A 26,031-nucleotide genomic window follows, 5' to 3' on the forward strand; every position below is an offset into this window, starting at 1 on the left:
GGTACCACGGATGCGACCACTGACCAAAGGACTGCTGGCGGGGGCGGCCGGCACCGTCGCGCTGAACCTGGTGAGCTACGGCGACATGCTGCTGCGCGGCCGATCCTCCAGCGGTATGCCGGCCCAGGTCGCCGACCGCATCGCCGACCGCGTGGGGGTCGGTCTGGGGGACGGCGAGACCGAGGAGCACCGTGAGGAGGCCGCCGGTGCCCTCCTCGGCTACGTGACCGGGCTCGGCGTCGGGGCCGCCTACGGACTGCTGCGACGCGGCAACGGGTCGTTCCCGGCCGTGGCGGCCGGACCACTGCTCGGCGCCGCGGCCATGGCCGGCAGCGACGTCCCGGCCACGGTGCTCGGGGTGACCGACCCCATGTCGTGGGATCTGACGTCGTGGGTGTCCGACGTGGCGCCCCACCTCGCCTACGGTCTCACCGCCGCCTGCGTGTACCGGGCGCTGCCCTGATCGGTTCCCTTTCGACTTCGACACAGTCGCAAAGGAGAGGAAACGGCGGCGAAACACCGTGACGGGACTCTTCCCTCGAACTGCTCCCTGCGGAAGAGGGAAGAACCGTGACGGACATCGTCGACAAAGAGGCACCGGCCACGACAGGCGGACGAACCTACAACGGGTGGACGCAGAACGACACTCTGGAGGACTACTCGCTGCGCTACGCGCCCAAGTCCTTCCGGCGGTGGACCCCTTACGTGGTGGCCACCACGGCCCTGGGCGGCATCGCGTATCTCGCGGACTTCGCCATCGGCGGCTCCATCGCGATCTCGAACGGCTTCTCCAGCGCGATGGTGGCGATCCTCGCCGCGGCGGTGGTCATCTTCCTGACCGGCATCCCGATCTCGTACTACTCGGCGAAGTACTCCATCGACATGGACCTGCTGACCCGGGGCGCGGGCTTCGGCTACCTGGGCTCCACGCTCACGTCGGTGATCTACGCGAGCTTCACCTTCATCTTCTTCGCCCTCGAGGGCTCGATCATGGCGCAGGCCCTGGAGCTGGGCCTGCACATACCTCTCGCCGTGGGCTACCTCCTGTGCTCGCTGATCATCCTGCCGTTGGTGATCTACGGCATGACCGCGCTGTCGAAGATGCAGGTGTGGACCCAGCCCGTGTGGCTGGTGCTGATGGTCGCGCCGTTCGTGTCCATCGCCGTCCAGGAGCCGGGCAAGTTCTCCGAGTTCACCCACTTCGCGGGCGACTCGCCCACCGGTTCCAGCATCAGCATGCTCGGTGTCGGCGCGGGCGCGGGTGTGGCGCTGTCGCTGATCGCGCAGATCGGTGAGCAGGTGGACTACCTGCGCTTCATGCCCGACAAGACGCCCGAGAACGCGAGGAAGTGGTGGGGCGCGGTGCTCTCCGCCGGCCCCGGCTGGGTGATCCTCGGCGCGGCCAAGCAGATCGGCGGGGCGTTCCTCGCCTTCTACATCGCCGGCAGCGTGGGCCTGGGCAAGGCCAACGAGCCCATCCAGCAGTACGTGCACGGGTTCCGGACCTTCGCGGCGCCGGTCGCGCTGGGGCTGGCGACGTTCTTCGTGATCCTTTCCCAGATAAAGATCAACTCGACGAACGCGTACTCCGGTTCGCTGTCCTGGTCCAACTTCTTCTCGCGGCTGACCCACCGTCACCCGGGCCGCGTGGTCTACATCTTCCTCAACGTCGGCATCGCCCTGGCCCTGATGGAGGGCGGTGTCTTCGGCTTCCTCAACACGGTGCTCGGCTTCTACTCCAACGTGGCCATCGCCTGGATCGGCGCGGTCGTCGCCGACCTGGTCATCAACAAGCCGCTCGGGTTCAGCCCGTCGTACATCGAGTTCAAGCGGGCGCACCTGTATCACTTCAACCCGGTCGGCTTCGGCTCGATGCTGATCGCCTCGGCCGTCTCCATCGCCGCGTACTTCGAGGCGTTCGGGGACTACGGCAAGGCGTACTCCCCGTTCATCGCGCTGTTGCTGGCCATGGTGCTCTCGCCGCTGTTCGCGGTGCTCACCAAGGGCAGGTACTACATCGCCCGCACCGACGACCTCGACGAGCCGCTGCTCGGCGCCGACGGGCTGCCCTCGGCGGCCACCCTGACCTGCTCGGTGTGCGCGACCGACTTCGAGCGGCCGGACATGGCAGGCTGCCCCTTCCACCAGGGCGCCGTCTGCTCGCTGTGCTGCAGCCTGGAGAAGGACTGTCACGACTCCTGCAAGAGCGGCGGTACCGGTCCGGTGGACCTGGCCATGCCGGCCGTGCGTTCCGCCCGCTGACCGCCGCCGCGCTTCCGTGTCCCCACCTGCTGCCGGTCCGTGCCCTTCGGCGCGGGCCGGCGGTGTGCCGGGCGGGACTTTTCGCCCCCCGACCTGGCATGCCCTGGTCAAATCTGTCACGCTTCGAGCGATACACGCAGCCCACGGCCGCCCCGGCGCACCCCAGCCGACCGGACGGCCGCCGAGCAGGCCGGAATCCCGGCCGCCGCAAAGGAGTTCCGTGTGAGACCGACCCCCCACAGAACCGTCCGCAAGGCCCTCGCAGCGGGCGCACTCGCCGTCGCCGCGACGGCGGCCGTCACGCTGCCGGGCACCCCCGCGGCAGCCGCGCCGGCCGCCGCAGAGCGGGCCGCCGCCTGCACCCCGGCCCAGGTGGTGACCAACGGCGGCTTCGAGAGCGGTACTTCGCCGTGGAGCCAGTCCTCGACGAGCGTGATCACCAGCCGCACCGGCCAGACCGCCCACGGCGGGGCCTCCTTCGCCTGGCTGGACGGTGTCGGCAGTACGCACACCGACACGCTGACGCAGAGCGTCACGATCCCGACGGGGTGCAGCAGCGCCACCCTCACCTTCTGGCTGCACATCGACACCGCCGAGACCACCTCGTCCACCGCGTACGACAAGCTGACCGCGAAGATCGGCAGCACCACGCTGGCGACGTACTCCAACCTCGACAAGAACACCGGCTACGTCCAGAAGTCCTTCGACGTCTCGGCGTTCGCCGGCCAGACCGTGAGCGTCGCCTTCACCGGCACCGAGGACTCCAGCCTCCAGACCAGCTTCGTCGTCGACGACGTCGGCCTAGCCACCTCCGGCGACACCGCCCCGCCCGCGGACTCCACCCGCACCCCGGCCGCGCCCTCGTACACCGTCAGTCTGAGCAGCAACACCAGTGGCACCGTGTGGACCGGCCACGAGAGCGCGACCTTCACCAACGCCTCCGCAACCGCGCTCAGCGAGGTGTACCTGCGACTGTGGGACAACTACCACGGCACCTGCTCGGCCCCGCCGATCACCGTCAGCAATGTCACCGGCGGCACCGCGGGCGCCCTCTCCGTCTCGTGCACCGCCCTCCAGATCGCCCTGCCGACGCCCCTCGCGCAGGGGCAGACCGCCACGATCGGCTTCGACCTGGGCATCACCGTCCCCAGCGGCGCCGACCGTTTCGGCCACGACGGGGCCTTCAGCTTCATCGGCAACGCCCTGCCCGTGCTCGCCGTCAAGGACGGGGCAGGCTGGCACCTGGACCCGTACACGAACAACGGTGAGTCGTTCTACTCGCTGGCCGCCGACTTCCATGTGACCCTCGACCACCCCACCACCCTGCTGGTGCCCGCCACGGGCACCTCGGTCGACACCCCCGGCTCCAGCGGACGTACCGTCACCACCGCGACCGCCACCAAGGTCCGTGACTTCGCCTGGGCCGCCGGACCCTTCACCAAGATCTCCGGCACCTCGACGAGCGGTGTCCCGGTGAACGTCTACTCGGTCTCCGGCATCAGCTCCTCCAGCGCGCAGTCGATGCTCACCACCGCGAAGTCCGCCGTGGACGCCCATGGGGCACGGTTCGGCGCCTACCCGTACGGCGAACTGGACGCGGTGCTCGACAACAACTTCTGGTTCGGCGGCATGGAGTACCCCGGCTTCGTGCTGGACCTGGTCAGCACCACCGCGCTCACCCACGAGACCGGCCACCAGTGGTGGTACGGCATCGTCGGTGACGACGAGTACAACAGCCCCTGGCTGGACGAGGCGTTCACCGACTACGCCACCGACCTGGCGCAGGGCATTACCGGCACCAACTGCTGGAGCAGCGTCTCCTGGGCCTCGTCGGCGGAGAAGATCACCAACTCGATGGCCTACTGGGACGCCCACTCCTCCCGGTACTCCACCGTCGTCTACGGCTACGGCAAGTGCGCCCTGCACGACCTCCGCCGCGTCCTGGGCGACACCGCCATGGCGAAACTCCTGAAGGACTACGCCACTTCGCACTGGTACGGCGTCTCGACCACCGCCGAGTTCAAGGCCGCCGCACAAGCCGCCACGACCACGGACCTGACCTCGTTCTGGTCCACGCACCGCATCGACGGCTGACCCGGGCACCGGACGGGCGCGTGGCCCGAGGTGCGAGGGAGGATCCGTGAACATATGGTGGGATGTGGAGTGCTTCCAGGGTGTTCCTCTCCCGAGGAGCCGTCATGGCCACGAAATCCGCCTCCCCTCGCTCTGCCTCGGTCTACGCGCTCGCCGGTATCCGGCTCTTCAACGGCGCGACCGGACTGCTCGCACCCGATCTGCTGATCCGGCGCCTCGACCCGGATCGTGAGCCGCCCAGTCCGGCGGCCGTCTACGCCTTCCGGCTGTTCGGGATCCGTACGATCCTGCTCGGTCTCGACCTGCTGGCCAACCACGGTGAGCGGCTGCGGGAGGATCTGCGCGAGGGCATCCTCATCCACGCCAGCGACACCGCGACGGCGGCCACCCTCGGTCTCGGCGGCCGGCTGCCGCCGCGTACGGCGGCGCTGACCACGCTCATCTCGGCCGTCAACACCGCCCTGGCCGCCACCGCGGCCGACTCCCTCGGAGAGCCGAAGGGCAAGCGGAAGTGACCGCGGAGCCGCTTTCCGCGGGCCTGGCCGAGACGGGCTTCGACTACGTCGTCGTCGGTGCCGGTGCGGGCGGCGGCCCGCTCGCGGCCAACCTGGCCGCCGCGGGGTTCCGTACCCTGCTGCTCGACGCGGGCGGTGCCGAGGACGACGACAACTACGCCGTCCCGGCCTTCCACGCGGACGCCTCCGAGGATCCGGCCCAGTGCTGGAACTACTTCGTCCGGCACTACGCCGACGAGCAGCAGCAGCGGCGCGACAGCAAACTCGTCCCGGACCGGGGCGTCCTGTACCCGCGCGCCGCAGCGGTCGGCGGCTGCACCGCGCACCACGCGCTGATCACCGTCTACCCGTACAACCGTGACTGGGACGCCATCGCCGAGGAGACCGGCGACGCCACCTGGCACAGCACTCGCATGCGCCGGTACTTCGAGCGGCTGGAGCGGTGCACGTACCGGCCGAGGCCCAAGGAACCACCGCGCAACGCCCTGCTGGCGGCGCTGCTGAAGGCCCTGCCCGCCACCGGCGCCCGCTACCGCAACGACGCCCGGCACGGCTTCGACGGCTGGCTGCCCACCGCGCTCGCCGACCCCGGACTGGCGGTCACCGACAAGCAGTTGCTGAAGGTGGTGCTCTCCGCCGCCGAGGACGCGCTGGCCGGCTTCCTCGACCGGCCGCTGTCCCCGCTGGAGGGGTTGGGGTCCTTCGTCGACCCCAACGACTGGCGGGTGCAGACGCAGGCGCTGCAAGGCCTGTGGCAGATCCCCCTCTCCACGGCCGGCGGACGGCGCAGCGCCGTACGCGAGCGCGTCCAGGCCGTACGGCGCGACCACCCGGACCGTCTGGTGGTCCGTACGAACGCCCTGGCGGCCCGGGTCGTACTGGACGAGGACGGAGCGGCGCGGGGCGTCGACTACCTCCACGAGGCGCACGCCTACCGGGCCGACCCCGGCAGACCGGAGGCCACCGAGCCACCGGCCCTGCACAGGGTCCTCGCCTCCCGCGAGGTGGTCCTGTCCGCCGGCGCCTTCAACACACCCCAGCTGCTGATGCTCTCCGGTGTCGGACCGCGCGAGGAGCTCCAGCGGCACGGCATCCCCGTGCGGGTCGACCTCCAGGGCGTCGGCGCCCATCTTCAGGACCGGTACGAAGTCGGCGTGGTCAGCCGGACCGAGCGTCCGCTCCGGCTCATCGAGGACTGCGCCTTCCACGCGCCGGCGCCCGGCTCCGAACCTGACCGCTGCTACCGGGACTGGCAGCGCGGCGAGGGCCTCTACACGACCAACGGCGCCGTCGTCGGCATCACCCGCAAGTCCCGCCCGGAGCTGGACGCCCCCGACCTGTTCATCTTCGGCGGCCCCTTCGACTTCCGCGGCTACCGGCCCGGATACTCCCTCGACCTGACCCGCCACCGGGACCGCTTCACCTGGGCCATCCTCAAGAGCCGCACCCACAACACCGGGGGCCGGGTGCGGCTGCGCTCCACCGACCCCCGTGACCCGCCCCTGGTGAACTTCCACTACTTCGCCGAGGGCACCGACAAGGACGGCCTGGACCTCGAAGCGATGGCCGGTGCCGTGGAGTTCGTGCGCGGGATGAACCGCAAGGCCTCGCCCGTGATCCGCGAGGAGCTGTGGCCCGGCGAGCAGGTCGAGGGCCGTGACGCGATCCGCCGATTCGTCCAGGACGAGGCCTGGGGCCACCACGCGTCCTGCACCTGCCGGATGGGGCGGGCGGACGACCCGTCGGCCGTCGTCGACAGCCGTTTCCGGGTGCGCGGTGTGGACCGCCTGCGGATCGTCGACGCCTCGGTGTTCCCCCGCATTCCCGGCTTCTTCGTCGCCACGCCCATCTACATGATCAGTGAGAAGGCGAGCGACGTGATCCTCGAATCCGCACAAGGAGTATCACGATGAGCACGCAACGAGCCGGCTACCGTACCTCACTGCCCTGGCGGATCGTCACCACCGTCGCCGAAAAGGTCGACCGGCGCATCGGCTGGGACAAGCTGCCCGTCATCGCGGGCCTGCTCACGCTCTTCGGTCTGCGGGTCAAGCTGCGGCAGAAGAACCTCCAGGACACCGGCCACCTGCCCGCGGTCGACCTGCCGGACCCCGCTCCCCCGTCCGCGAGCAACAAGGTCAACCGCACCGCCGACGGCAGCCACAACGACCTCGGCGAACCGCGGATGGGCATGGCGGGCAGCCGCTTCGGCCGGAACATCCCGCTCGACAAGATCGCCCCGGCCACGCCCGCGGACGTACTGTCCAGGCCGAACCCGCGCGAGGTCAGCCGCGCTGTGCTCACCCGCCGCGAGCTGGTCCCGGCCGAATCGGTCAACTCGCTGGTCTCCGCCTGGCTCCAGTTCATGGTCCGGGACTGGTTCAGCCACGGGACGAGCCCCACGGACCGTCCCTGGGAAGTCCCCCTCATGGACGACGACCCGTGGCCGGAGCACCCCATGCGGATCATGCGGACCCCGGACGACCCGACTCGCGACCCCCAGGCACCGCCCGGAACGCCCGACACCCGCGTCAACGTCTCCTCCCACTGGTGGGACGCCTCCCAGATCTACGGCTCGAACGAGACGGAACAGCGGCTGATGCGCACCGGCGAGCTGGGCAGGCTGCACCTGTGGGACGACGAGCAGTCCCCCATCCCCTCGGACCCCTCCCGTGACCCCTCGCAGGTTCCCGGCTTCTGGCTGGGCCTCGCCATGATGCACGACCTGTTCACCCGGGAGCACAACGCGATCTGCGACCACCTGCACGCCGCGTACCCGTCCTGGGGCGACGAGGAGCTGTTCCAGCGGGCCCGGCTCGTCAACGCCGCCCTCCTCGCCAAGATCCACACGGTGGAGTGGACCCCGGCCGTGATCAGCCACCCCACCAGCGTCAAGGCGCTGCGGACCAACTGGTGGGGCATCGCGGGCGAGCGCGTCCACAACCTGTTCGGCCGGATCAGCGACAGCGAGGTCGTCAGCGGCATACCCGGCGCGGAGACCGACCACTACGGCGTCCCCTACGCCATCACGGAGGAGTTCGTCGCCGTCTACCGCATGCACCCGCTCATCCGCGACGAGTGGCATCTGCGCTCGGCCGCCGACGACTCGACCCTGCGCCACTGCACCCTCCGCGACATCTCGGGCCCCGGGGCACTGAAGTTCCTGGAGACCACGGAGATGACCGACCTGCTCTACAGCTTCGGCACGCTCCACCCCGGGCTGGTCACCCTGCACAACTTCCCCAGGTTCCTCCAGGAGTTCGAGCGTCCCGACGGTCATCTCCAGGACCTCGCCGCCACCGACATCCTGCGCTCCAGGGAGCTCGGCGTACCCCGCTACAACGAGTTCCGCCGGCTGCTGCGGCTGAAGCCCGCGGAGAGCTTCACCGAGCTGACGTACAACCCGCAGTGGGCCGAGGAGATCGAGCGGCTCTACGACGGTGACATCGAGAAGGTCGACCTGTCGGTCGGGCTGTACGCGGAGAAGCTGCCGCGCGGATTCGCCTTCAGCGACACCGCGTTCCGCATCTTCATCCTGATGGCCTCGCGCCGGCTGAACAGCGACCGCTTCTTCACCGAGTACTACACGCCCGAGGTGTACTCGAAGGCCGGCCTGGCCTGGATCGACGACAACAGCATGGTGACCGTACTGCTGCGCCACCACCCCGAGCTGCGCACGGCCCTCGCGGGACTGGACAACGCCTTCGTGCCGTGGCACACCGCCACAAGGGCGGCGAGCTGACATGGGTGCGGCGGACAGGTCCCGCGAGGAGTTGCGGCGCCACGTCGCGGCGGCCGCCGACCGGTACCGGGAGACCAGCGACGAGCGGCAGGCGGGCGAACAGCAGCAGGACGCCGGGGTGGCGTTCCCGGACTCGCAGGAGCACCTCGCCGCGCGCGCCGCACGCCTGCTCGACCGGCAGGCGGTGCCCGCAGCCCTGGTGGTCGAGGCCATCCGTGCCGAACCGCTGGCCCCGCCCGCCGCGTACGAACGCATCCTCGGGGCCTCCAAGGAGCTACAGGCGTGGAGCTTCCTGCCGCGCGGCGCCCGGGCGGCGCGTACCGTCGCCCGGATCTCGGTGCGGGACGGCGGCCGTGAACTGCCGCTCGGTACCGGGTTCCTGGTGTCACCGAGCCTGCTGATGACCAACCACCACGTGCTCACCGACGCGGAGGCGGCCCGGCAGTGCTTCGTGGAGTTCGACGCCCAGGTGACCGTCGACAACGCGCCACAGGCCCCGACACGGCTGGAACTCGATCCCGACGGGTTCTTCCTGGCGGACCAGCGCCTCGACTTCGCCCTGGTCCTGGTCGCCCCGGGCCCGGACGGGCGGCCGCCGGGCGGGACGTTCGGCTGGAACCGGCTCAGCGCCCAGCCGGGGAAGCTGGTCATCGGCGAGCCCGTCAATGTCGTCGGGCACCCGATGGGGCGCCTGAAGGAGATCGCCGTCCGCGACAACATGCTCCAGGTCCGGCTCGAGGACTTCCTCCACTACAAGACGGACACCGAGCCCGGAAATTCCGGTTCCCCGGTCCTCAACGACCAGTGGGAGGTCGTCGCGCTGCACCACAGCGGTGTGCCCAGAACCGACGACCAGGGCCGGATCCTGCGTACGGACGGACAGCTCTGGCAGCCCGGTGACGGCGACGACAGGATCGACTGGGTGTCCAACGAGGGCGTACGCGTCAGCTCGATCCTCAGACACCTCGCCGCCCTGTCCCTCACCCCGCGACAGCGGGCACTGCTGGCCGAGATGGGACCGGAGTCCGGCCTGCCGCTGGTCCAGGCCCCCGCCGGTGCCACGGTGACGCCCGCCGTCACCGTGCCGCCCCCGGCCCCCGAGCGGGTCGCCGCAGCTGTGGCGGGCCTGCCCGCGCGGGCCGGCGCGTTCGGCGGCGACCGGCATCTGGTCTTCCTGCACGGCCGCTCCCAGCAGGGCAAGGATCCCGAGAGACTGCGCCGCGAATGGACGGCAGGACTCAACCAGGGACTCGTCGGCGCCGGGCTCCCGCCGGTCGATCCGGCCGACGTCTGGTTCCCCTTCTACGGCGACAGACTGGTGCAGGCCCTCGCCCCGCACGAGGCCGTCCCCCGCACCGTGGAGGCCACGGCCCTCGCGGCGGCGGAGGCGGTCGCGCCCGCCGATCCCTCCGTGCACGCGGCGTACGAGGACATCGTCGGCGAGGCCGCCACCAAGTGGGACATCCCGCCGGAGGGGCTGCCGGTCGCCGAACGGATCGCCCTGCCGGACGTGGTCGGGGCCCTGCAACGGCAGCTCAGCTGGCTGGCCGCCAGGAGCGACATCGACGCGTTGACCGTCAGCCTGGTCTTCCGTGACGTGGCCGCCTATCTGGAGGAACAGCGCGTCCGGGAGGACGTCCTGGACTGCGTGCTCGAGACGATGCCGGACGCGGGAGAGGTGGTGCTCGTCAGCCACAGCCTCGGCACGGTCGTCGGCATGGACCTCACCACCCGGCTGTCCCCCGGCGTGAGGGCGATCCACCTCACCACCGCGGGAAGTCCGCTGGGCCTGGACAGCGTGTACAGCAGGCTGCTCACCGGCGGGCCGAAACGTCCGGACAAGGTGGTGGACTGGCTCAACGCATGGTGTCCGACGGACGCGGTGGCCATCGGCTGTCCGCTGGCCGACGACTGGGCGGACGGCCTGATGGACATCGCCGTCCTCAACGCCCGTGACCGGGCGCACAGCATCGTGGAGTACCTGTCGCACGCCGAGGTCGCCTCGGGGATCGGGAAGCACCTTCTCGGCTGAAACCGCACATCAGGGGCCGCCGCCGGGCGGCCCCTTGTCACGCCAGGACGAACCCAGCTCCCTCGGGACTCACATCCGGCACACGGAAAGGCGTTCCTCTCGGCCGATTCCTGAGTCGCTGCCATATTCGAAAGCCACTTCGGAGGTGGCTGTGACGACCGAGGCGACGACATCCGAGGCGCGGGATACGCGGGAGACGGGGCCCCACGTGTCCGACCGCACCGCCGACCGCATCACCGAGCTGGAACACCGTCGAACGCGGGCGGTGGCGGCGGGCGGGCCGCGAAGACGGGGGGAGTTCACCGCCCGGGAGCGGATCGACCTGCTGCTCGACGCCGGTTCCTTCACCGAGACCGGCCTGTTCGTCCGGGCCCGGCCCACCGGGGACGGAACCCGCCGCCCGTACGGCGACGGGGTGGTCACCGGGCACGGCACGGTGGACGGGCGCCCGGTGTGCGTCTTCGCCCAGGACGCCGCCGTCTTCGGCGGCAGCATGGGCGAGGCCTTCGGGGAGAAGACCATCGCGCTGATGGAGCTGGCGCTGAAGACCGGCTGTCCGGTCGTCGGGCTCAACGACGGAGGCGGCGCCCGCATCCAGGAGGGAGTCGCCTCGCTCGCCCTCTACGCCGAGCTGGTGCGCCGCAACGTGCGGGCGTCCGGCGTGATCCCGCAGATCTCCGTCGTCCTCGGGCCGTGCGCCGGCGGGGCCGCGTACTCGCCCGCCATCACCGACTTCACCGTGATGGTGGACGGCGCCTCGCACATGTTCGTCACCGGGCCGGACGTCATCGAGACGGTCACCGGCGAGCGCACCAGCGCCGAGGACCTGGGCGGCGCCCGCACCAGCAACACCGTCAACGGCAACGCGCACTTCCTCGCCGCCGACGAGGAGGACGCCCTCGACACCGTGCGCGACCTGCTGTCGTACCTGCCCGCCAACAACCTCGATGCGCCACCGCGGTACGCACCGGGCGCGGCACCCGACGACGGGCGGCTCGACCGGGTCGTCCCGGACCGGCTCGGGCGGGCCTACGACATGCGCGAGATCCTGCGCGCGGTCGTCGACGACGGCGAACTGCTGGAGGTACAGGAGCTGTTCGCGCCGAATATCGTCTGCGCGCTGGCCCGGGTCGAGGGCGGTTCGGTCGGCGTCGTCGCCAACCAGCCGCTGCACGCCGCCGGCGTCCTCGACATCGACGCCTCCGAGAAGGCGGCGCGCTTCGTGCGGTTCTGCGACGCGTTCGGCATCCCGCTGCTGACCTTCGCGGACGTCCCCGGCTATCTGTCCGGTGTACGCCAGGAGCAGGGCGGGATCATCCGGCGCGGCGCCAAGCTGCTGTACGCCTACGCCGAGGCGACCGTCCCGAAGGTCACCGTCGTGGTCCGCAAGGCGTACGGCGGCGGGTACGCGGTGATGGGTTCCAAGCACCTGGGCGCCGACATCAACCTCGCCTGGCCCACCGCCCGTATCGCCGTGATGGGCGCCGAGGGCGCGGTGGGCGTCCTGCACCGGCGGGAACTCGCCGCCGCCGAGGACCCCGAGGCGCTGCGCGCCCGCCTCGTCGCCGCGTACGAGAGCACCCACGGGACGCCCTATCTCGCCGCCGAGCGCGGATACGTGGACGCCGTCATCGCCCCGCGCGAGACCCGCGCCCAGGTGTGCCGTGCGCTGCGGGCGCTGCGGGGCAAGCGTGCCCCGATGCCGGAGCGCCGGCACGGCAACATCCCGCTCTGACCGCCGTGACCGCTCCGACAGACCCGACCGCTCTCTGTCCGCTCCGCCCCGCAAGCCCGTTTCCGTGACGTGAGGAGCCACGCCCGATGGACAGCCGCCGCCCCCCGCTCGCGCCCGCGTACCGGACCCTGCCGGAGTACGTGCGGCACTGGGCCGAGACCATCCCGGACCGCCGGGCGTTCACCTTCGTCGACCATCCCGGCCCGAACTCGCGGGGTGTCCACCGCACCCTGACCTGGCGGCGCCTGGACCTGCGGGTGCGGGCGCTGGCCGCCCGGCTCGCCGAGGAGGCCGGGCCCGGGTCGCGGGTGGCGCTGCTGTGCCCGCAGGGTACGGAGTACGTGACCGCCTTCCTCGCGGCGCTCGCCGCCGGACTGGTCGCCGCACCGCTGTATCCGCCCGGGCTGCCCGGGCACGGCGACCGGCTCTCGGCGGTCCTGGCCGACTCGCGTCCGGCGGCCGTCGTGACGACGAGCCGGGCCCTGGAGGAGGTACGGGAGTTCTGCGCGGGCACGCCGGTGCGGATCGTCGTCGCGGACCAGGTGCCGGACGCCGCCGCCGGGAAGTGGCGGCCCGGCACGCCCGACGACACGGCGGTCGCCTATCTCCAGTACACCTCCGGCTCGACGCGCACCCCGGCCGGCGTGGAGATCGGCCACGCCAACGTCGTCGCCAACGCCCGGCAGGCGCTGACCGCCTATGTCGCCGACGCCCAGCCGGTCACCTGCGTGGGCTGGCTGCCGCTCTACCACGACATGGGGCTGGTGCTGAGCGTCGCCGCCCCGGTGGTGCGGGGTCTGCTGTCGGTGCTCATGGATCCGGTCGCGTTCCTGCACGAGCCGGTGCGCTGGCTGCGGCTGCTCGGGGCACATCCGCGGGCGGTGAGTGCCGCGCCCAACTTCGCCTACGACTACTGCGCCTCGGCCGTCACCGACGCGCAGAAGGCCGGCCTGCGGCTGGACGGCGTCGCCGCGCTGATCAACGGCAGCGAGCCGGTCCGTCCGGCCACCGCCGACCGCTTCCACGAGGCCTTCGCCGCGCAGGGGCTGGCGCCTCAGGCGCACTGTCCGTCGTACGGGCTCGCCGAGGCGACCGTCTTCGTCAGCGCCGCCCGGCCCGGGGAGCCGCTCAGCCGGTTCGCGCTGGACCGCGACGCCCTCGCCGCCGGAAAGGCCCTGCCCGCACGGCCCGACGACGCCACGGCCGTCCTGCTGGCCGGCTGCGGCACACCGGCGGGCCAGCGGGTCGGCATCGCCGACCCCGTCTCCCGGGCCGCCCTGTCGGAGGGGGAGGTCGGGGAGATCTGGGTGCGGGGGCCGAACGTCGGACGCGGTTACTTCCACCAGGAGGAGCAGACCCGGCGGATCTTCGGCGCCGCCCTCGCCGGCGAGGCGGCCGGTGCGGGCGGCTGGCTGCGCACCGGTGACCTCGGGACGTTCCTGGACGGGCAGTTGATCGTCACCGGCCGGCTGAAGGACCTGATCGTCGTCGACGGCCGCAACCACTACCCGCAGGACCTGGAGGCCACGGCTCAGGAGGCACACCCCGCCGTGCGGCGCGACCGGCTCGCCGCCTTCGGCGTACCGGGCGGCGACGGGGAGCGGGTGGTCGTGGTGGCCGAGCACGCGCGGACCGCGAGTCTCGCTGAGATCGACGTACCGGAGCTGGTGCGGGCCGTGCGCGCGGCCGTCTCCGCCCGGCACGGGCTGCGGCTCGCCGACGTCGTCCTCGCCGCGCCGGGCACCGTTCCCCGGACGTCCAGCGGGAAGGTGTCGCGGGCGCTGACCCGTGCGCGGTACCTGGAAGGTGCCTACGCGGCGGAGGGCGGGCGGTGAGCGCCCTCGACGCGAACGCGCTGCGCCGCCTGATCGCGCGGCGGGTGGCCGCCTGGAACGGCACCGCCGTCGAGGACGTCCCCATGGACCGGCCGCTGGCGGACCTCGGCATGGCCTCGCGCGACGCGGTGGTCCTGGCCGGGGAGCTGTCCCGGCTGACCGGCCGTGAGCTGCCGTCGACCCTGCTGTGGGAGGCGCCCACCGGGGATGCCCTGGTGGCACACCTGTGCGGCCCGGCAGTCCCGGCGGAGGAGGCCGCGCCGGCGGCACCTGAGGTGCCGGCCGTCCCGCCGGCCCCCGGTGAGCCGGTCGCGGTCATCGGGATCGGCTGCCGGCTGCCCGGAGGCGTGCACGGCCCGGGCGACTACTGGCGGCTGCTGAGCGAGGGCGTCGACGCGATCCGGCGGGTCCCCGAGGACCGGTGGCGCGACTTCACCGCGTTCCCACCCGCCGACGCGCCCCGCCACGGCGGCTATCTGGACGACATCGCCGGGTTCGACGCGGACTTCTTCCGCATCACTCCGCGCGAGGCGGCCGTGATGGACCCGCAGCAGCGGATCCTCCTGGAGGTCGTCCACGAGGCCCTCGACCACGCCGCCGTCCCGGCCGCCTCGCTCACCGGCACCGCCACCGGCGTGTTCGTCGGCGTCTCCGCCCCGGAGTACGGCCGGCTGACCGCCGCCGACCCGGCCACCGTGGACCCGTGGGCCCCCGCCGGGGCGGCGCTCGGGGTCACCGCGGGACGGCTGTCGTACGTCCTCGACACGCGCGGGCCGAGCATGGCCGTCGACACCGCCTGTTCGTCGTCGCTGGTCGCCGTGCACCAGGCGTGCGTGAGCCTGCGTACGGGCGAGAGCGACATGGCGATCGCCGCCGGGGTCAACGTGCTGCTCTCCCCCTCGGTCACCGTCGCGTTCCGGCGTGCGGGGGCCCTCGCGCCGGACGGTCGGTGCAAGCCGTTCTCGGCGGCGGCCGACGGGATCGGGCGCGGCGAGGGCTGCGCGGCCGTACTCCTCAAACGGCTGTCCGACGCCGAACGGGACGGCGACCGCGTCCTGGCCGTCGTCCGTGCCACCGCCGTCAACTCCGACGGCCGCTCCAACGGCCTCCTGGCGCCCAGTCCGGCCGCTCAGCAGGCCCTGCTGAGAAGCGCGTACACGCGGGCCGGTCTCGTCCCCGCGCACGTCGACCTCGTCGAGGCGCACGGCACCGGCACCCCGCTCGGCGACCCCATCGAGGCGGGCGCGCTCGGCGCCGTGCTCGGGGCGGGCCGCGACCCGGACCAGCCGCTGCTGCTCGGTTCGGTCAAGGGCAACCTCGGCCACCTGGAGTCCGCGGCGGGCGTCGCCGGGCTGGTGAAGACGGTGCTGGCGCTGCACCATGATCTCGTACCGCCGTCCCTGCACTGTGCCGAGGGCGGCTCCCGGCTCGACGCTCGGCTGCGGGTGGTGACCGAGCCGGAGCCGTGGCCCCGCTACGGCGGCACCGCCACCGCCGGGGTCTCGGGGTTCGGCTTCGGCGGTACCAACGCCCATGCGGTCCTGGAGGAATGGCGGCCCGGCACCCTGGCATCCGCCCCGGCCGAGGAGCCGGCCGCCCGGCTGTACCCGCTCTCCGACGTCGACGCGGAACGTGTCCGGGACACCGCGGCCCGGCTCGCCGACTGGCTCCTCACCCCCGAGGGAGGCGCCGCGCACCCCGCCGACGTGGCGCGCACGCTCGCGGGGCGTACCGGGCGCGGACCGGTGCGTGCCGCCGTCGTCGCCCGTGACCGGGAGGAACTCGCGGAGGGACTGGTCGCCCTGGCGGGCGGCCGCCCCCACGCGCGCGTGGTGACCGACGACCGCGATCTCGTCGGGCGCGGGCCGGTGTGGGTGTTCTCCGGGTACGGCAGCCAGTGGCCCGGCATGGGGCGCCGGCTGCTGGCCGAGGACCCCGCCTTCGCCGCCGCCGTGGAGAAGCTCGACGCGCAACTCGCCGCGGAGTGCGGCCTGTCCCTCTACGACCATCTGGCATCCGGAGCCGGCCTCGACCGTCTGGAGGTGGCCCAGCCCGTCCTGTTCGGCGTCCAGGTGGCGCTCGCCGAGCTGTGGCGGTCCTACGGTGTCGAACCCGCCGCCGTCATCGGTCACTCCATGGGCGAGGTGGCCGCCGCGGTGTGCGCGGGCGCCCTGGACGTGTCGGACGCGGCCCGGGTCGTCGCCGTGCGGGCCCGGCTGCTCAGCGGGCTGCGCGGCGGCGCGATGGCTGTGGTCGACCTCGGCGACGGCGAACTGGACACGCTGGAACGGGAGTTCCCCGGTGTGCACGTCGCCGTCCACTCCTCGCCCGGCCAGAAGGTCGTCACCGGCGAGGAGCCCGCGGTGGCCCGGCTGGTGCGGCGGCTGGAGCGGGAAGGCCGGGCGGCCCGGGCCATGCGGGTCGTCGGCGCCGGGCACTCCCCCCAAGTCGACGGGCTCCTGCCGGAGTTGACCGATGCACTGGCGGACGTCCGGGGCACGGCGCCGCGTGTCCCCGTCTACTCCACCGTCCTCGACGACCCGCGCGGCACCTGCGTGTTCGACGCCGCCCACTGGGCCGCGAACCTGCGGCGGCCCGTGCGCCTGGACCGGGCCGTGGCGGCAGCGGCGGCCGACGGGCACACCGCGTTCGTCGAGATCTCCCCCCATCCGGTGCTGACCCGGCCCGTCACGGACACCGCGGCCGGCGCGCTCGCCGTCGGCACACTGCGCCGCGACGCGGACGGCGCGGCCGGCTTCCTCACCCAACTGGGCGCCCTGTACGCGGCGGGAGCACGCCTGCCGTTGCCGGCCGGCCGGGTCGTCGACCTGCCCGCGCCCCGCTGGCGTCATCTCCGGCACTGGTGGACGGACGGCCGCCCGGCCGCCGCGCCCGCCCCCACCCCCACCCCGGCCCCGGCGCTCGCGCTGGAGACCACCGGGGCGGACGACGCCTCCGTCCTCGCGCGCCTGTGCCACCACATCGCCGCCGTCACCGGTCACCCGCCGACCCGTGTCACCCCCGCCACCGCGCCGGCCGACCTCGGGCTGGACTCGCTGATGGCGGTCCGTATCCGCGCGGCCGTGGCACGCGAGTTCCGGGTCGAGCTCCCCCTGCGCGACCTGCTCGGCGCCACGACGGTCGAGGAGGCGGCCGTCCGCATCCAGCAGACTCTCCAGCAGGCCCTGCCCACGGGCGCGCTCCGCCCCCTGCGCGCCGCCGGTTCCGGCGCGCCGCTCTTCCTCGTCCACGCCGCCGGCGGCACCACCGATGTCTACCGCGCGCTCGCCGAACGGCTCGGGGACGACCGGCCGGTGTACGGGCTGGACCGGGTCGAGGAGGCCCGGACGGTGGCGGAGAAGGCGCGGCACTACGCCGAGGCGGTCGCCGCCGCCCACCCGGACGGCCCCTGCCTGCTGGGCGGTTGGTCCTTCGGCGGCTTCGTCGCGCAGGAGACCGCGCGCCGGCTCACCGCCGCCGGGCGGGAGGTGGAGCTGGTGGTGCTGATCGACTCCGTACGGCCCCTCCCCCAGCCGGACCGCACCCCGGCCGACCGGATCCGCGCCCACTTCACGGGCTTCGCCCGGCACGTCGCCGACACCTACGGGGTCCGGCTGGAGCTGCCGTACGACGAGCTCGTCGCGATGGACGACGACGGCGAGCGCGTCGACGCCGTGCTGGGCGCCCTGCGCGAGGCCGCCGACGTGCCGGCCGCCGCGCTGGAGCACCAGCGCGCCTCCTACCTGGACCTGAGGGCCGGCGAGGCCCACCACCCGGGCCACCACGACGGGCGGGTGGTGCTGTACCGGGCCACCGAGCCCGCTCCGCACACCGTGCGCGACCCGGCGTACGAGCGGGGCGACGAGGCGCTCGGCTGGGACGAGGTGTGCCCGCGCCTGACGGTCGTCCCGGTCGCGGGCCACCATCTGTCGCTGCTCTACCCGCCGCACGTCGACGAGATCGCCGCCCACCTGCGGCGCGAACTGGCCGCGCAGAGCCGCTGAACCGGAATGAGGAGCCGCCATGCCCCACCCCACCACCGGAGTGTCCCGACGCGCCGTCGCCAAAGCCGCGGCCGCCGGCTCGCTGGCCGTCCTGTTCGGCGCCGCCGGCACCGCGCGGGCCGAGGCCGCGACCCGGATCGGGCCGCGCACCTTCGACCTCACCGTGTCCTCCGCCGCGCTGGGCCGCAGTGCACCGCTACGGCTGATCCTGCCGACGGACTTCACCACGCAGACCGGGCGGACCTACCCCGTGCTCCACCTGCTGCACGGCGCCCACGACGACTACACCTCCTGGACCCGGGAGACGGACATCGAGGCCTTCACCGAGGGCCGCGACCTGATCGTGGCGATGCCCGACGGGGGCCCCACCGGCATCCCCACCGACTGGCTCAGCGGGCCCGACTACGAGACCTTCCAGCTCACCGAGGTCCCGGCGCTGCTCGCCCGGGAGTACCGGGCCTCCGGCGCACGGGCCGTCGCCGGGGTCTCCACCGGGGGCTACGGAGCCATGGCCCACGCGGCCCGGCACCCGGGCGCCTTCACCGCCGCGGCCTCCTACAGCGGGATACTGGACACCACCGCGCCCGGAGTGCCCCCCATCGTGGACGCCATCGTGGCCCGCGAGAACCTGCTGCCCCTCACGCTCTGGGGGAACCCGGTCCTGAACCTGCTCACCTGGCAGGGCTTCAACCCGCGCGCCCGCGCCTCGGGGCTGCGCGGCACCCCGCTGTACGTGTCCAGCGGCAGCGGACTGGCCGGCGGCACCGACGAGTTGCTGCCCGAGGCGCTGGAGAGCGCCCTGTGGCTGTCCGCCCACGCCTTCACCGACACGCTCACCCTGCTGGGCATCCCGGTCACCACCCACTACTACACCGGAGGGGCACACAGCTGGACGTACTGGAAACGGGAGTTCATCGCGTCATGGCCGATGCTCGCCCGTGCACTGGGAGTGCCGGAGTGATGTCGGTGCCGTCGGGGCACGGAACGGAGCGCAGGGGGCGTCCGTCCAACACGGGACATCTCCCTCGCCCCACGGGCAACGGCCCGAGGGTGAGCCGGTTCCGGGTGAAAGGAGTGTCCGCAATGGCGGTCCCCACCCCGCGCGGAGTGCCGGCCGGTCCGGTGGCCCCACCGTTGCCGCCCGGCCTCGCCGAGCTGCTGCGCGCCCAGCTCGACACGGTGGCCGACGAGGTGGAGGAGGAGGTCCGCGGTCAGGTTCCCGAGTACGCGCGGCCGGCCGACGGGAACTACCGCAGGAACCTGCGGGCCGGGGTGGAGCTGGCGCTGACCCTGTTCGTCGACCACATCGCCGACCCGCGCGGCCGGGGGGACGCGATCGCGACGACGTACTACGAACTCGGACGCGGTGAGGCCCTGGAGGGCCGCAGCCTGGACGCGTTGCAGTCCGCGCTGCGCGTCGGGGGGCTGCACGCCTGGCGGCTGATGGGCCGTACGGCGGAGGAGCTGGGGCTGGACTCCGCGGTGGTGGCCGCGCTGGGCGAGCTCGCGTTCCGGACCGTGCACGAGGTCGCGGAGGCCGCCGCGGCCGGGTTCGCCGAGGCCCGGTTACGGAGTACGGACGAGCTGGAGCGGCGTCGCAGACGGCTGCTCGACCTGCTGCTGGGCGACGGGCCGGTGTCGCCGGAGGCCGTGCAGGACCTGGCGCACGCCGCGAGGTGGCCGGTGCCGCGGCACGTCGCCGTCGTCGCGCTCGCGGCCACCCCGGAGCAGCGCGAGGAGGACCGGCCGCTGGCGGCGGCGGGGGCACTGGTGGACATGGGATCCCGGCCACCGCGGATGCTGATGGCCGACCCGGACGGCTCGGGCCGCTTCGGGGGGCGGGCGTTCGCCCTCGCGCTGCGCGGCCGCCCGGCCGCGATCGGTCCGACGGTTCCGCTCACCGAGGCCGCGCAGTCGCTGCACTGGGCTGCCCGGGCGCTGGGGCTGATGGGGCGCGGGATCCTGCCCCGCCAGGGCGTGGTGCGCTGCGCCGACCATCTGTCGACCCTGCTGCTGCACAGCGACGAGCCGCTGCTGGCCCAGCTGGAGGCGCGTGTCCTCGCCCCCCTCGACGCGGTCTCCGAGGGCCAGCGCGGCCGGCTCGCCGAGACGCTGCTGGCCTGGCTGCTCAGCGGCAGCAACGTGCCCGACGTCGCCGCACGGCTGCACGTCCACCCCCAGACGGTCCGCTACCGCCTGCGCCAGCTGGAGAAGCTGTTCGGCGACGCCCTGCACGACCCCGGCACCCGGCTGGACCTCATTCTGGCGCTGCGCGCCGGGGAGTTACGGGAACCCTCCGCACTCACGTCGGCAACAAAAAACATGGAATCTCTGAATTCCCGTCCATAACAGCCGGCCAGTGAACGCGAATACCTTCGGGACGTCCTTTTCCGCAGGCGCGTCAACGCGCCCCACCCGCAAAGGATCCCCATGCGTATCCGCTTGTGCCTCGCCGCGCTCTCGCTGCTCGGCGGGGCCGGACTGGCCACCCTCTCGGCACCCACGGCCTCGGCCGCCACCTGCTCGGACATCGAAGTCGTCGCCGCCCGCGGCACCTTCGAGCCGGGCACTCTCGGCGCGATCGTCGGCGACCCGGTGTATTCCGCGCTTCAGAAGAAACTGACGGGCAAAAACCTGTCCAGCTACAAGGTGAATTATCCCGCGGATCTTTCACTCACCTCGGCCGCACAGGGCAACGCGGACGTGGTGAACCACGTCAACAGCCAGGCTGCGGCCTGTCCGAATCAGCGTTTCATTCTCGTCGGCTATTCGCAGGGTGCGAATGTCGTCGACAACTCCATCGGCATCAGCAGCGACGGCGCGGTGGTCGGCAGCCCCATCGTGGCCACCATCCCCGCCGCGCTCGCGCCGAGGGTCGCCGCCGTGCTGCTGTTCGGCAACCCGATCCGCGCCCTCGGCAAGAGCGTCACCGGCACCTACCAGAGCCGCACCATCGACTTCTGCGCCACGGGCGACCCCATCTGCGAGAACGGCGGCGATGACGTGCTCGCGCACCTCGGCTATGGCGCCGACGCCGACGCGGCGGCCGCGTTCGCCGCGGGCAAGGTCTGATCCGCGTAACACACCGGGGCCCGGGAGGAGATCCTCCCGGGCCCTTCGGCATGGACGGTGCGGCTACTGCGGTGTCTTCGCGAACCGTGCGAGGTTGGTGGAGACCGGCTCGGGCCGTCCGTCGTTCTGCGCCGGCGCCGCGGTCAGCACGTCGAGGTGCTGGTAGCCGTCGGCGACCACGGGGTGCAGGTCGGCCGGGATCCGGCCCGCCAGCAGTCCGTCGCCCGCGAGCACCGTGAGCGTCGGGTTGGCGGTGAGTCCCTCCGGGTGCGCGACGAGCCGCTTCACCTGCGGGGAGGTGGCGAGTTCCAGGTCGGTGACCAGCTTGGTCGGGAAGTACTGCTCGGTGAAGTCCAGGGGCTGCTCGGCCAGGCTGCGGGCCAGTTCCCGGATGTCGGTGACCTCCTTGCCGGCGTCGGTGAAGGACGTGCCGTCGGCCGACCGGTAACCGGGGTCGTCCGGGGCTCCGACACGGTCGTAATTCCGCCATGTGTACAGCGGCCCGTGGGGCTGGCCCGGGATGGCCTTGTACTCGATGCCGAACAGCGCGGGCTGCTGCGAACCGCCGTTGGCGACGGGGAAGTTCTTGTCGGCGATCGGCCCGCCGTCGAAGAAGCCCACGCTGCTCTGGAGGAACGCCAGGGGTACGGAGTTGTCGTCCATCAGCGCCCCGAGCACGGCGTCGTTGGTGAGCCGGAAGTTCTTCACCGCGGGTGAGCCGGTGAGGAAGGTGGCGGCGTCCTTGGAGAACAGGAAGCGGTTGGTCGCCTCGATGTTGACGTTCGCGGGCAGGTAGCCCGGCAGGTCGGCCTCGCCGTCCGGGTCCTGTTCGGCGCCCACGCCGGCGATGGCCAGCAGGGTCATGGTCTCGGGGTTGAGCAGGACCGGTGCGGACAGCGAGCGCGGGAACACTCCGCTGTCGAGGCCGGCCTGTACGACGCCGTAACCGAGGCCGATGTCGGGCAGGTCGGTGTCGTCCGGGATGCTGCCGCTGAGGTCGGCGAGGGAGGTGGAGACGGTGGTGTCGAGGGCGAAGTAGCCGGCGCACTGGTTGTATCCGGCGTCGGTCGTGGTGGCGTCGTCGCCGTCGAAGTCGGCGGCCGCGAAGTAGCCCGTGATCACACCGCCGAGGGAGTGCCCGCCGCACAGCACCTTCCGTCTGCGCAGGCCCTGGTCCGGCAACTCGGCGGTGAGCAGGTCGTACTGGTCGCGGACGGTCTGCTCGATGCCGAGCTTCGCCATCCAGCCCAGTTGGTCGTTGCCGGCGAACCCGGCGAAGGTGCGGCCGTCGACCTGCTTGCCCCGGTAGTAGTAGTCGACGGCCGTGTGCTGGTCGCCGGAGGCGATGCCGGTGCGGTCCTCCAGGCAGTTGGAGCGCCGGTCCAGGGCCCAGAACTCGATGTGCTTCCCCTGCTCGGCGGCGCGCGCCACGGTGTCCCGGGCGACGCTGTCGAACGCCCCGGCGCCCTCCAGGATGCCCGGCTGGGCGACCAGGATCCGGTCGGCGTCGGCCGACGCGGCCGGTCCGTCGGAGGCGCGGTAGCGCAGGTACGACAGCCAGTCGCACGCCGCCGGGCGGATCCCGAAGGACGCCTGCAGCGGTACCTTCACCCGCACCACCGACTCGGTCACGCCGGTCACCGGGCTCGTCGACGCCACCGGCGTCTCGGTCCGCGCACTCGCTGCCCGCGCGCCGGGGGCCACCGCGGTGAGCGCCCCGGTGGTCAGCAGCACCGCCAGCGCGGCGCGGGGCAGGGCCTTCGCGGTTCTTCCTCTGCTGCGACTCGTGTTGCTGCGACTCGTTCTCATAGCCGGACGGTAGGACCGCGCGGGCGGCGCGCTCGGGCGATGCTCACAACAACGCAGCAGTTGGGAGCGCCTTTGTCACGCCGGGGCAGGGTGCGTCTCAGGCACGGACGGCCTCCACCGCCTCACGGACGTCCGGGTGCGGGTCGTCGGCGAGGCCGTCCAGCAGCTCGGCGACCCCGGGGGTGGACCAGCGGGCGACCGCCCACACCAGTTCCTCCCGCACACCGGGGTCGGGATGGCCGCTCAGCCGGGCCAACCGGGCGAGCGGACCCCGGCGGCGCATCCCGAACCAGTGCAGTGCCTCCCGCAGCGCGGCCGGGTCTCCCGGGTCACCGGCGGCCGCGACCCGGGCGAGCAGCACCCTGGCCGGGGGCGGCGGCCCGTCCAGCGGATGCGGCAGCCGCTCGCGCAGGCGCCGCGCCCCGTACCCGCCGCGTTCCCGGCAGCCGAAGCAGGTGCACGGCCGGGTCCCGTGCGCGTCCGGCCGGTAGCGCCAGCCCACCGCCTGCGGCACGGTCCTGATCCGGTGCACCTCGCGCGGCCGGATCGCCCGGGGTACGAACACCTCCCAGCCGCGCGGGTCCTCGAGCGCCGAGATCCGCCGCACCGCTTCGGCGGCGGTGACGGTGACCTGGGCGTCGCGCGGGCGGTCCGCGTACCGTCCGGCCAGCACCCGCTGACCGTCGTCCAGTCGCACGTGGACGGCGACGAGCCCACCCCGGCTGCCGAAGCGGGCCAGCTCGCGCAGCCATTGGTGGGTGAGGGTGTACGACGGCAGCACCGGGAAGCAGTACACCCCGCGCGCACCGCCTTGTCCGTGACTGCTCGCGCGGATCCCGGATCTCCGGACGCGCGGCGTGCTGGCCGCCGAGGTCAGGTGCACGAACATCGCCATGGCCCGGAATGTTAGGCGAGCCGGTCCCGAGCCGGTCCACCGAGGCCGGTACCGGTCAGGACGCGCGGTGGAAGACCGCGGCGGGGCCGACCGCGCCGGGGCCGAACCGGTCCCGGACGCGGTCCATGGCCGCCTCGGCGGCCAGGCGGGACTCGCGTGCGGGGTCCAGGCTCAGCTGCTCGGCGACCTGGCCGGCGTCGATCAGGTCGTCCGCCTTCAGCGCCAGGCCGACGAGCCGGCCGCGTTGCAGTCCGGCGGCGTCCATCAGCTGGTAGGCGATCACGCGCAGGTCCTCGTCGTGCGCGGACGGCGCGGTCAGCCGCCGGATCGTCTCCCATCCGGCGCCGCCCGCGAAACGCAGCGTCAGTGTGAGGGCGCGGGCCGCCTGGCCGCGCAGCCGCAGCAGGTGTCCGAGCCGTACGACGAGGTCGAGCAGGGCGGCGCGGACGGCGGCGCCGTCGAGGGTGTGCCGGGGGAAGGTGTGGCGCACGGCCACGGACGCGGGCAGGGAGCGGGGGACGACGGGGCGGGGGTCGACGCCCCGGGCCCGGTCGGCGGCCGACCGCCCCGCCTTGCCGCCCAGCAGGCGCTGCGCGGTGGCCGTCGGGACGGCGGCGAGCAGACCGACGCTGTGGATGCCGTACTCGCGCAGCACTTCGGCCTGGCGGGGGCCGATGCCGTGCAGGGCCTCCACCGGCAGGTCCGCCAGCCATCCGGTGACCTGGTCCTGATCGATGGCGAGCACCCCACCGGTGCCGGTGACCCGGGCGGAGGCGGTGGCGGCGACAGTGATGCTCGGGCCGATCCCGACCCGGACGTCGACCCCGAGGCGGGAGACCGCCCGGATCCGCAGCATCTCTCCCAGCCGGCGCGCGTCCACGCCGTGATACCTCATGGCGCCCTTCAACTCCACCAGCGCCGCGGACGGCGGCAGCGCCTGCACCACCGGCGACAGCCCGGCGAGCAGCTCCAGCACCTGTCGATAGCGCTCCTGCGGGAGGCGCTCCGGGCAGCGCACATGCATCACCGTCGACCTGCCGGGCGTGGGCCCGTGTGCTGCCGCCATCGCGTTCACCTCCCACGACCACATTATCGAACGAAAATCGAACACGCGAGCTGGAGCGTCCGGCCGGGCCGCTGTGACCGAGCAGCACAGTTTGCGAACGGCCACCGCGGTTTGCGAGCCGCTGCGGCTTTACTACGTCGGTGGGGGCGACCCGAGTGACCACCGCGGTTTCGGTCCGCCGCGTCCTGGCGGTGATGAAGACGGCGTGGAGCCGGCCGCTAGCGACTCGTGCCGGTGTCGCCGTCATCATTTGGTGAGTCCGGCTGGTTCCTCTCGCCAGTAGCGGAGGCATCCCCATGCTCGTCCAGCAACTCCAGCAGCGCAGCGTCCGCTCTCTTCCGGTCTTCCTTCGTCAGTTCGATCGGCGCGTTGTTGTAGACGGTGTAGCGATCCGGATCGACGATGTTGGCGGCCCGCAGGGTGAACGTCAGCAGGAGGCGCCACCCCTTGCGGTGGCCGACCCTCGCTTGCAGCTGGACCTTGTAGTCACGGGCTTCCGGCATGAACCCGGAAAACGGTGCCTCGAACTCGAAGAAGAGTTGTTGCGCTTCTCTGCCGGGCACGACGAATCCGGCCGGCAGCTTCGCATCCTCGTCCGGCCCCGGCTGGAGGCGAGACGGTGAGGACACCCACAGAAGCGGCAGGTGAGAAGCGGGCTCGTCAGGGAAGGTCAGGATGAGGTCCTGCACGACGATCGGCTTGGGGCCGGTGTTGTGAAGGACGAGCGGGAGCCGCAGGCGGGCCGTGGAAGAGTGGACGATCGCTGCGAAGGCATGAGGCTCCCACGTCTTCAGGCGCCCCTGTCTGGCGTTGAGCCACCAGAACGACGCCACGGTGAAGAGCAATGCGCAGACCGACACCACACCGGCGCCTGTGAGTGATGAGGAGGCGGCCTGATCGGTCGCCGTCATCAGCGCAACCACAGATTCCGCAACCACAGATTCAGTGTGTCAGCCCAGGCGTGGGCTCG

Annotated in this window: 17 protein-coding genes; 13 read left to right on the forward strand and 4 right to left on the reverse strand. The window is 72.5% G+C overall.

Features of this window, described 5'->3' with window-relative positions; translation table 11 throughout:
* The first annotated feature begins 10 nt into the window (after window positions 1-10).
* The 13 genes from ACWGJM_RS06700 (at window position 11) to ACWGJM_RS06760 (ending at window position 21,291) form a co-directional block, all read left to right on the forward strand.
* A complete protein-coding gene (locus ACWGJM_RS06700) occupies window positions 11-463 on the forward strand; it encodes a hypothetical protein (RefSeq protein ID WP_453410565.1) in 453 nt (150 codons plus the stop codon).
* Window positions 464-570: 107 nt separating this feature from the next.
* Entirely contained in the window at window positions 571-2,262 is a 1,692-nt protein-coding gene (locus ACWGJM_RS06705) for a purine-cytosine permease family protein (RefSeq protein ID WP_453410566.1), read from the forward strand.
* A 222-nt stretch (window positions 2,263-2,484) separates the two neighbouring features.
* Window positions 2,485-4,356: a M1 family aminopeptidase gene (locus ACWGJM_RS06710; RefSeq protein WP_453410567.1), complete on the forward strand. Its 1,872-nt coding sequence runs from the start codon at window positions 2,485-2,487 to the stop codon at window positions 4,354-4,356.
* Between the two features lie 104 nt (window positions 4,357-4,460).
* Window positions 4,461-4,871, forward strand: coding sequence for a hypothetical protein (locus ACWGJM_RS06715; protein ID WP_453410568.1), 411 nt, complete (start codon window positions 4,461-4,463; stop codon window positions 4,869-4,871).
* Window positions 4,868-6,784 (forward strand): GMC family oxidoreductase, encoded by a 1,917-nt coding sequence (locus ACWGJM_RS06720; RefSeq protein ID WP_453410569.1) that lies wholly within the window; start codon window positions 4,868-4,870, stop codon window positions 6,782-6,784. The genes ACWGJM_RS06715 and ACWGJM_RS06720 overlap by 4 nt, the downstream gene beginning before the upstream one ends.
* Window positions 6,781-8,613: a peroxidase family protein gene (locus ACWGJM_RS06725; protein ID WP_453410570.1), complete on the forward strand. Its 1,833-nt coding sequence runs from the start codon at window positions 6,781-6,783 to the stop codon at window positions 8,611-8,613. The genes ACWGJM_RS06720 and ACWGJM_RS06725 overlap by 4 nt, the downstream gene beginning before the upstream one ends.
* Window position 8,614: 1 nt before the next feature.
* Entirely contained in the window at window positions 8,615-10,645 is a 2,031-nt protein-coding gene (locus ACWGJM_RS06730; RefSeq protein WP_453410571.1) for a trypsin-like serine peptidase, read from the forward strand.
* Window positions 10,646-10,853: 208 nt separating this feature from the next.
* Complete coding sequence (locus ACWGJM_RS06735) at window positions 10,854-12,380, forward strand: acyl-CoA carboxylase subunit beta (RefSeq protein WP_453410572.1); 1,527 nt, start codon at window positions 10,854-10,856, stop codon at window positions 12,378-12,380.
* Between the two features lie 86 nt (window positions 12,381-12,466).
* Entirely contained in the window at window positions 12,467-14,215 is a 1,749-nt protein-coding gene (locus ACWGJM_RS06740) for a fatty acyl-AMP ligase (protein ID WP_453410573.1), read from the forward strand.
* Entirely contained in the window at window positions 14,212-18,219 is a 4,008-nt protein-coding gene (locus tag ACWGJM_RS06745) for an acyltransferase domain-containing protein (RefSeq protein WP_453410574.1), read from the forward strand. Before ACWGJM_RS06740 ends, ACWGJM_RS06745 begins: the two co-directional genes overlap by 4 nt.
* A 19-nt stretch (window positions 18,220-18,238) precedes the next feature.
* Complete coding sequence (locus ACWGJM_RS06750) at window positions 18,239-19,180, forward strand: alpha/beta hydrolase (protein ID WP_453410575.1); 942 nt, start codon at window positions 18,239-18,241, stop codon at window positions 19,178-19,180.
* Window positions 19,181-19,302: 122 nt separating this feature from the next.
* Window positions 19,303-20,568, forward strand: coding sequence for a PucR family transcriptional regulator (locus tag ACWGJM_RS06755; protein WP_453410576.1), 1,266 nt, complete (start codon window positions 19,303-19,305; stop codon window positions 20,566-20,568).
* Window positions 20,569-20,649: 81 nt separating this feature from the next.
* Window positions 20,650-21,291, forward strand: a complete 642-nt coding sequence (locus tag ACWGJM_RS06760; RefSeq protein WP_453410577.1) for a cutinase family protein — start codon at window positions 20,650-20,652, stop codon at window positions 21,289-21,291.
* Window positions 21,292-21,354: 63 nt separating this feature from the next.
* Here the strand turns inward: ACWGJM_RS06760 and ACWGJM_RS06765 are convergent, their stop codons facing one another.
* The 4 genes from ACWGJM_RS06765 to ACWGJM_RS06780 all read right to left on the reverse strand — a co-directional run bounded on the left by ACWGJM_RS06765 (window position 21,355) and on the right by ACWGJM_RS06780 (window position 25,999).
* Window positions 21,355-23,025 (reverse strand): hypothetical protein, encoded by a 1,671-nt coding sequence (locus tag ACWGJM_RS06765; RefSeq protein ID WP_453410668.1) that lies wholly within the window; start codon window positions 23,023-23,025, stop codon window positions 21,355-21,357.
* Between the two features lie 172 nt (window positions 23,026-23,197).
* Window positions 23,198-23,995, reverse strand: a complete 798-nt coding sequence (locus tag ACWGJM_RS06770) for a HEAT repeat domain-containing protein (protein ID WP_453410578.1) — start codon at window positions 23,993-23,995, stop codon at window positions 23,198-23,200.
* Window positions 23,996-24,050: 55 nt separating this feature from the next.
* Complete coding sequence (locus ACWGJM_RS06775) at window positions 24,051-25,061, reverse strand: DNA polymerase Y family protein (RefSeq protein ID WP_453410579.1); 1,011 nt, start codon at window positions 25,059-25,061, stop codon at window positions 24,051-24,053.
* A 218-nt stretch (window positions 25,062-25,279) separates the two neighbouring features.
* On the reverse strand, window positions 25,280-25,999 hold the full coding sequence (locus tag ACWGJM_RS06780) for a hypothetical protein (RefSeq protein WP_453410580.1): 720 nt from the start codon (window positions 25,997-25,999) through the stop codon (window positions 25,280-25,282).
* Between the last annotated feature and the right edge of the window lie 32 nt (window positions 26,000-26,031).

The sequence above is a fragment of the Streptomyces sp. NPDC054834 genome, from assembly GCF_053611185.1.

Coding starts and splice junctions, on each gene's coding strand:
- ACWGJM_RS06775 (WP_453410579.1), bottom strand. CDS start 25,061: ATGGCGGCAGCACACGGGCCCACGCCCGGCAGGTCGACGGTGATGCAT.
- ACWGJM_RS06725 (WP_453410570.1), top strand. CDS start 6,781: ATGAGCACGCAACGAGCCGGCTACCGTACCTCACTGCCCTGGCGGATC.
- ACWGJM_RS06715 (WP_453410568.1), top strand. CDS start 4,461: ATGGCCACGAAATCCGCCTCCCCTCGCTCTGCCTCGGTCTACGCGCTC.
- ACWGJM_RS06730 (WP_453410571.1), top strand. CDS start 8,615: ATGGGTGCGGCGGACAGGTCCCGCGAGGAGTTGCGGCGCCACGTCGCG.
- ACWGJM_RS06770 (WP_453410578.1), bottom strand. CDS start 23,995: ATGGCGATGTTCGTGCACCTGACCTCGGCGGCCAGCACGCCGCGCGTC.
- ACWGJM_RS06750 (WP_453410575.1), top strand. CDS start 18,239: ATGCCCCACCCCACCACCGGAGTGTCCCGACGCGCCGTCGCCAAAGCC.
- ACWGJM_RS06700 (WP_453410565.1), top strand. CDS start 11: ATGCGACCACTGACCAAAGGACTGCTGGCGGGGGCGGCCGGCACCGTC.
- ACWGJM_RS06755 (WP_453410576.1), top strand. CDS start 19,303: ATGGCGGTCCCCACCCCGCGCGGAGTGCCGGCCGGTCCGGTGGCCCCA.
- ACWGJM_RS06740 (WP_453410573.1), top strand. CDS start 12,467: ATGGACAGCCGCCGCCCCCCGCTCGCGCCCGCGTACCGGACCCTGCCG.
- ACWGJM_RS06760 (WP_453410577.1), top strand. CDS start 20,650: ATGCGTATCCGCTTGTGCCTCGCCGCGCTCTCGCTGCTCGGCGGGGCC.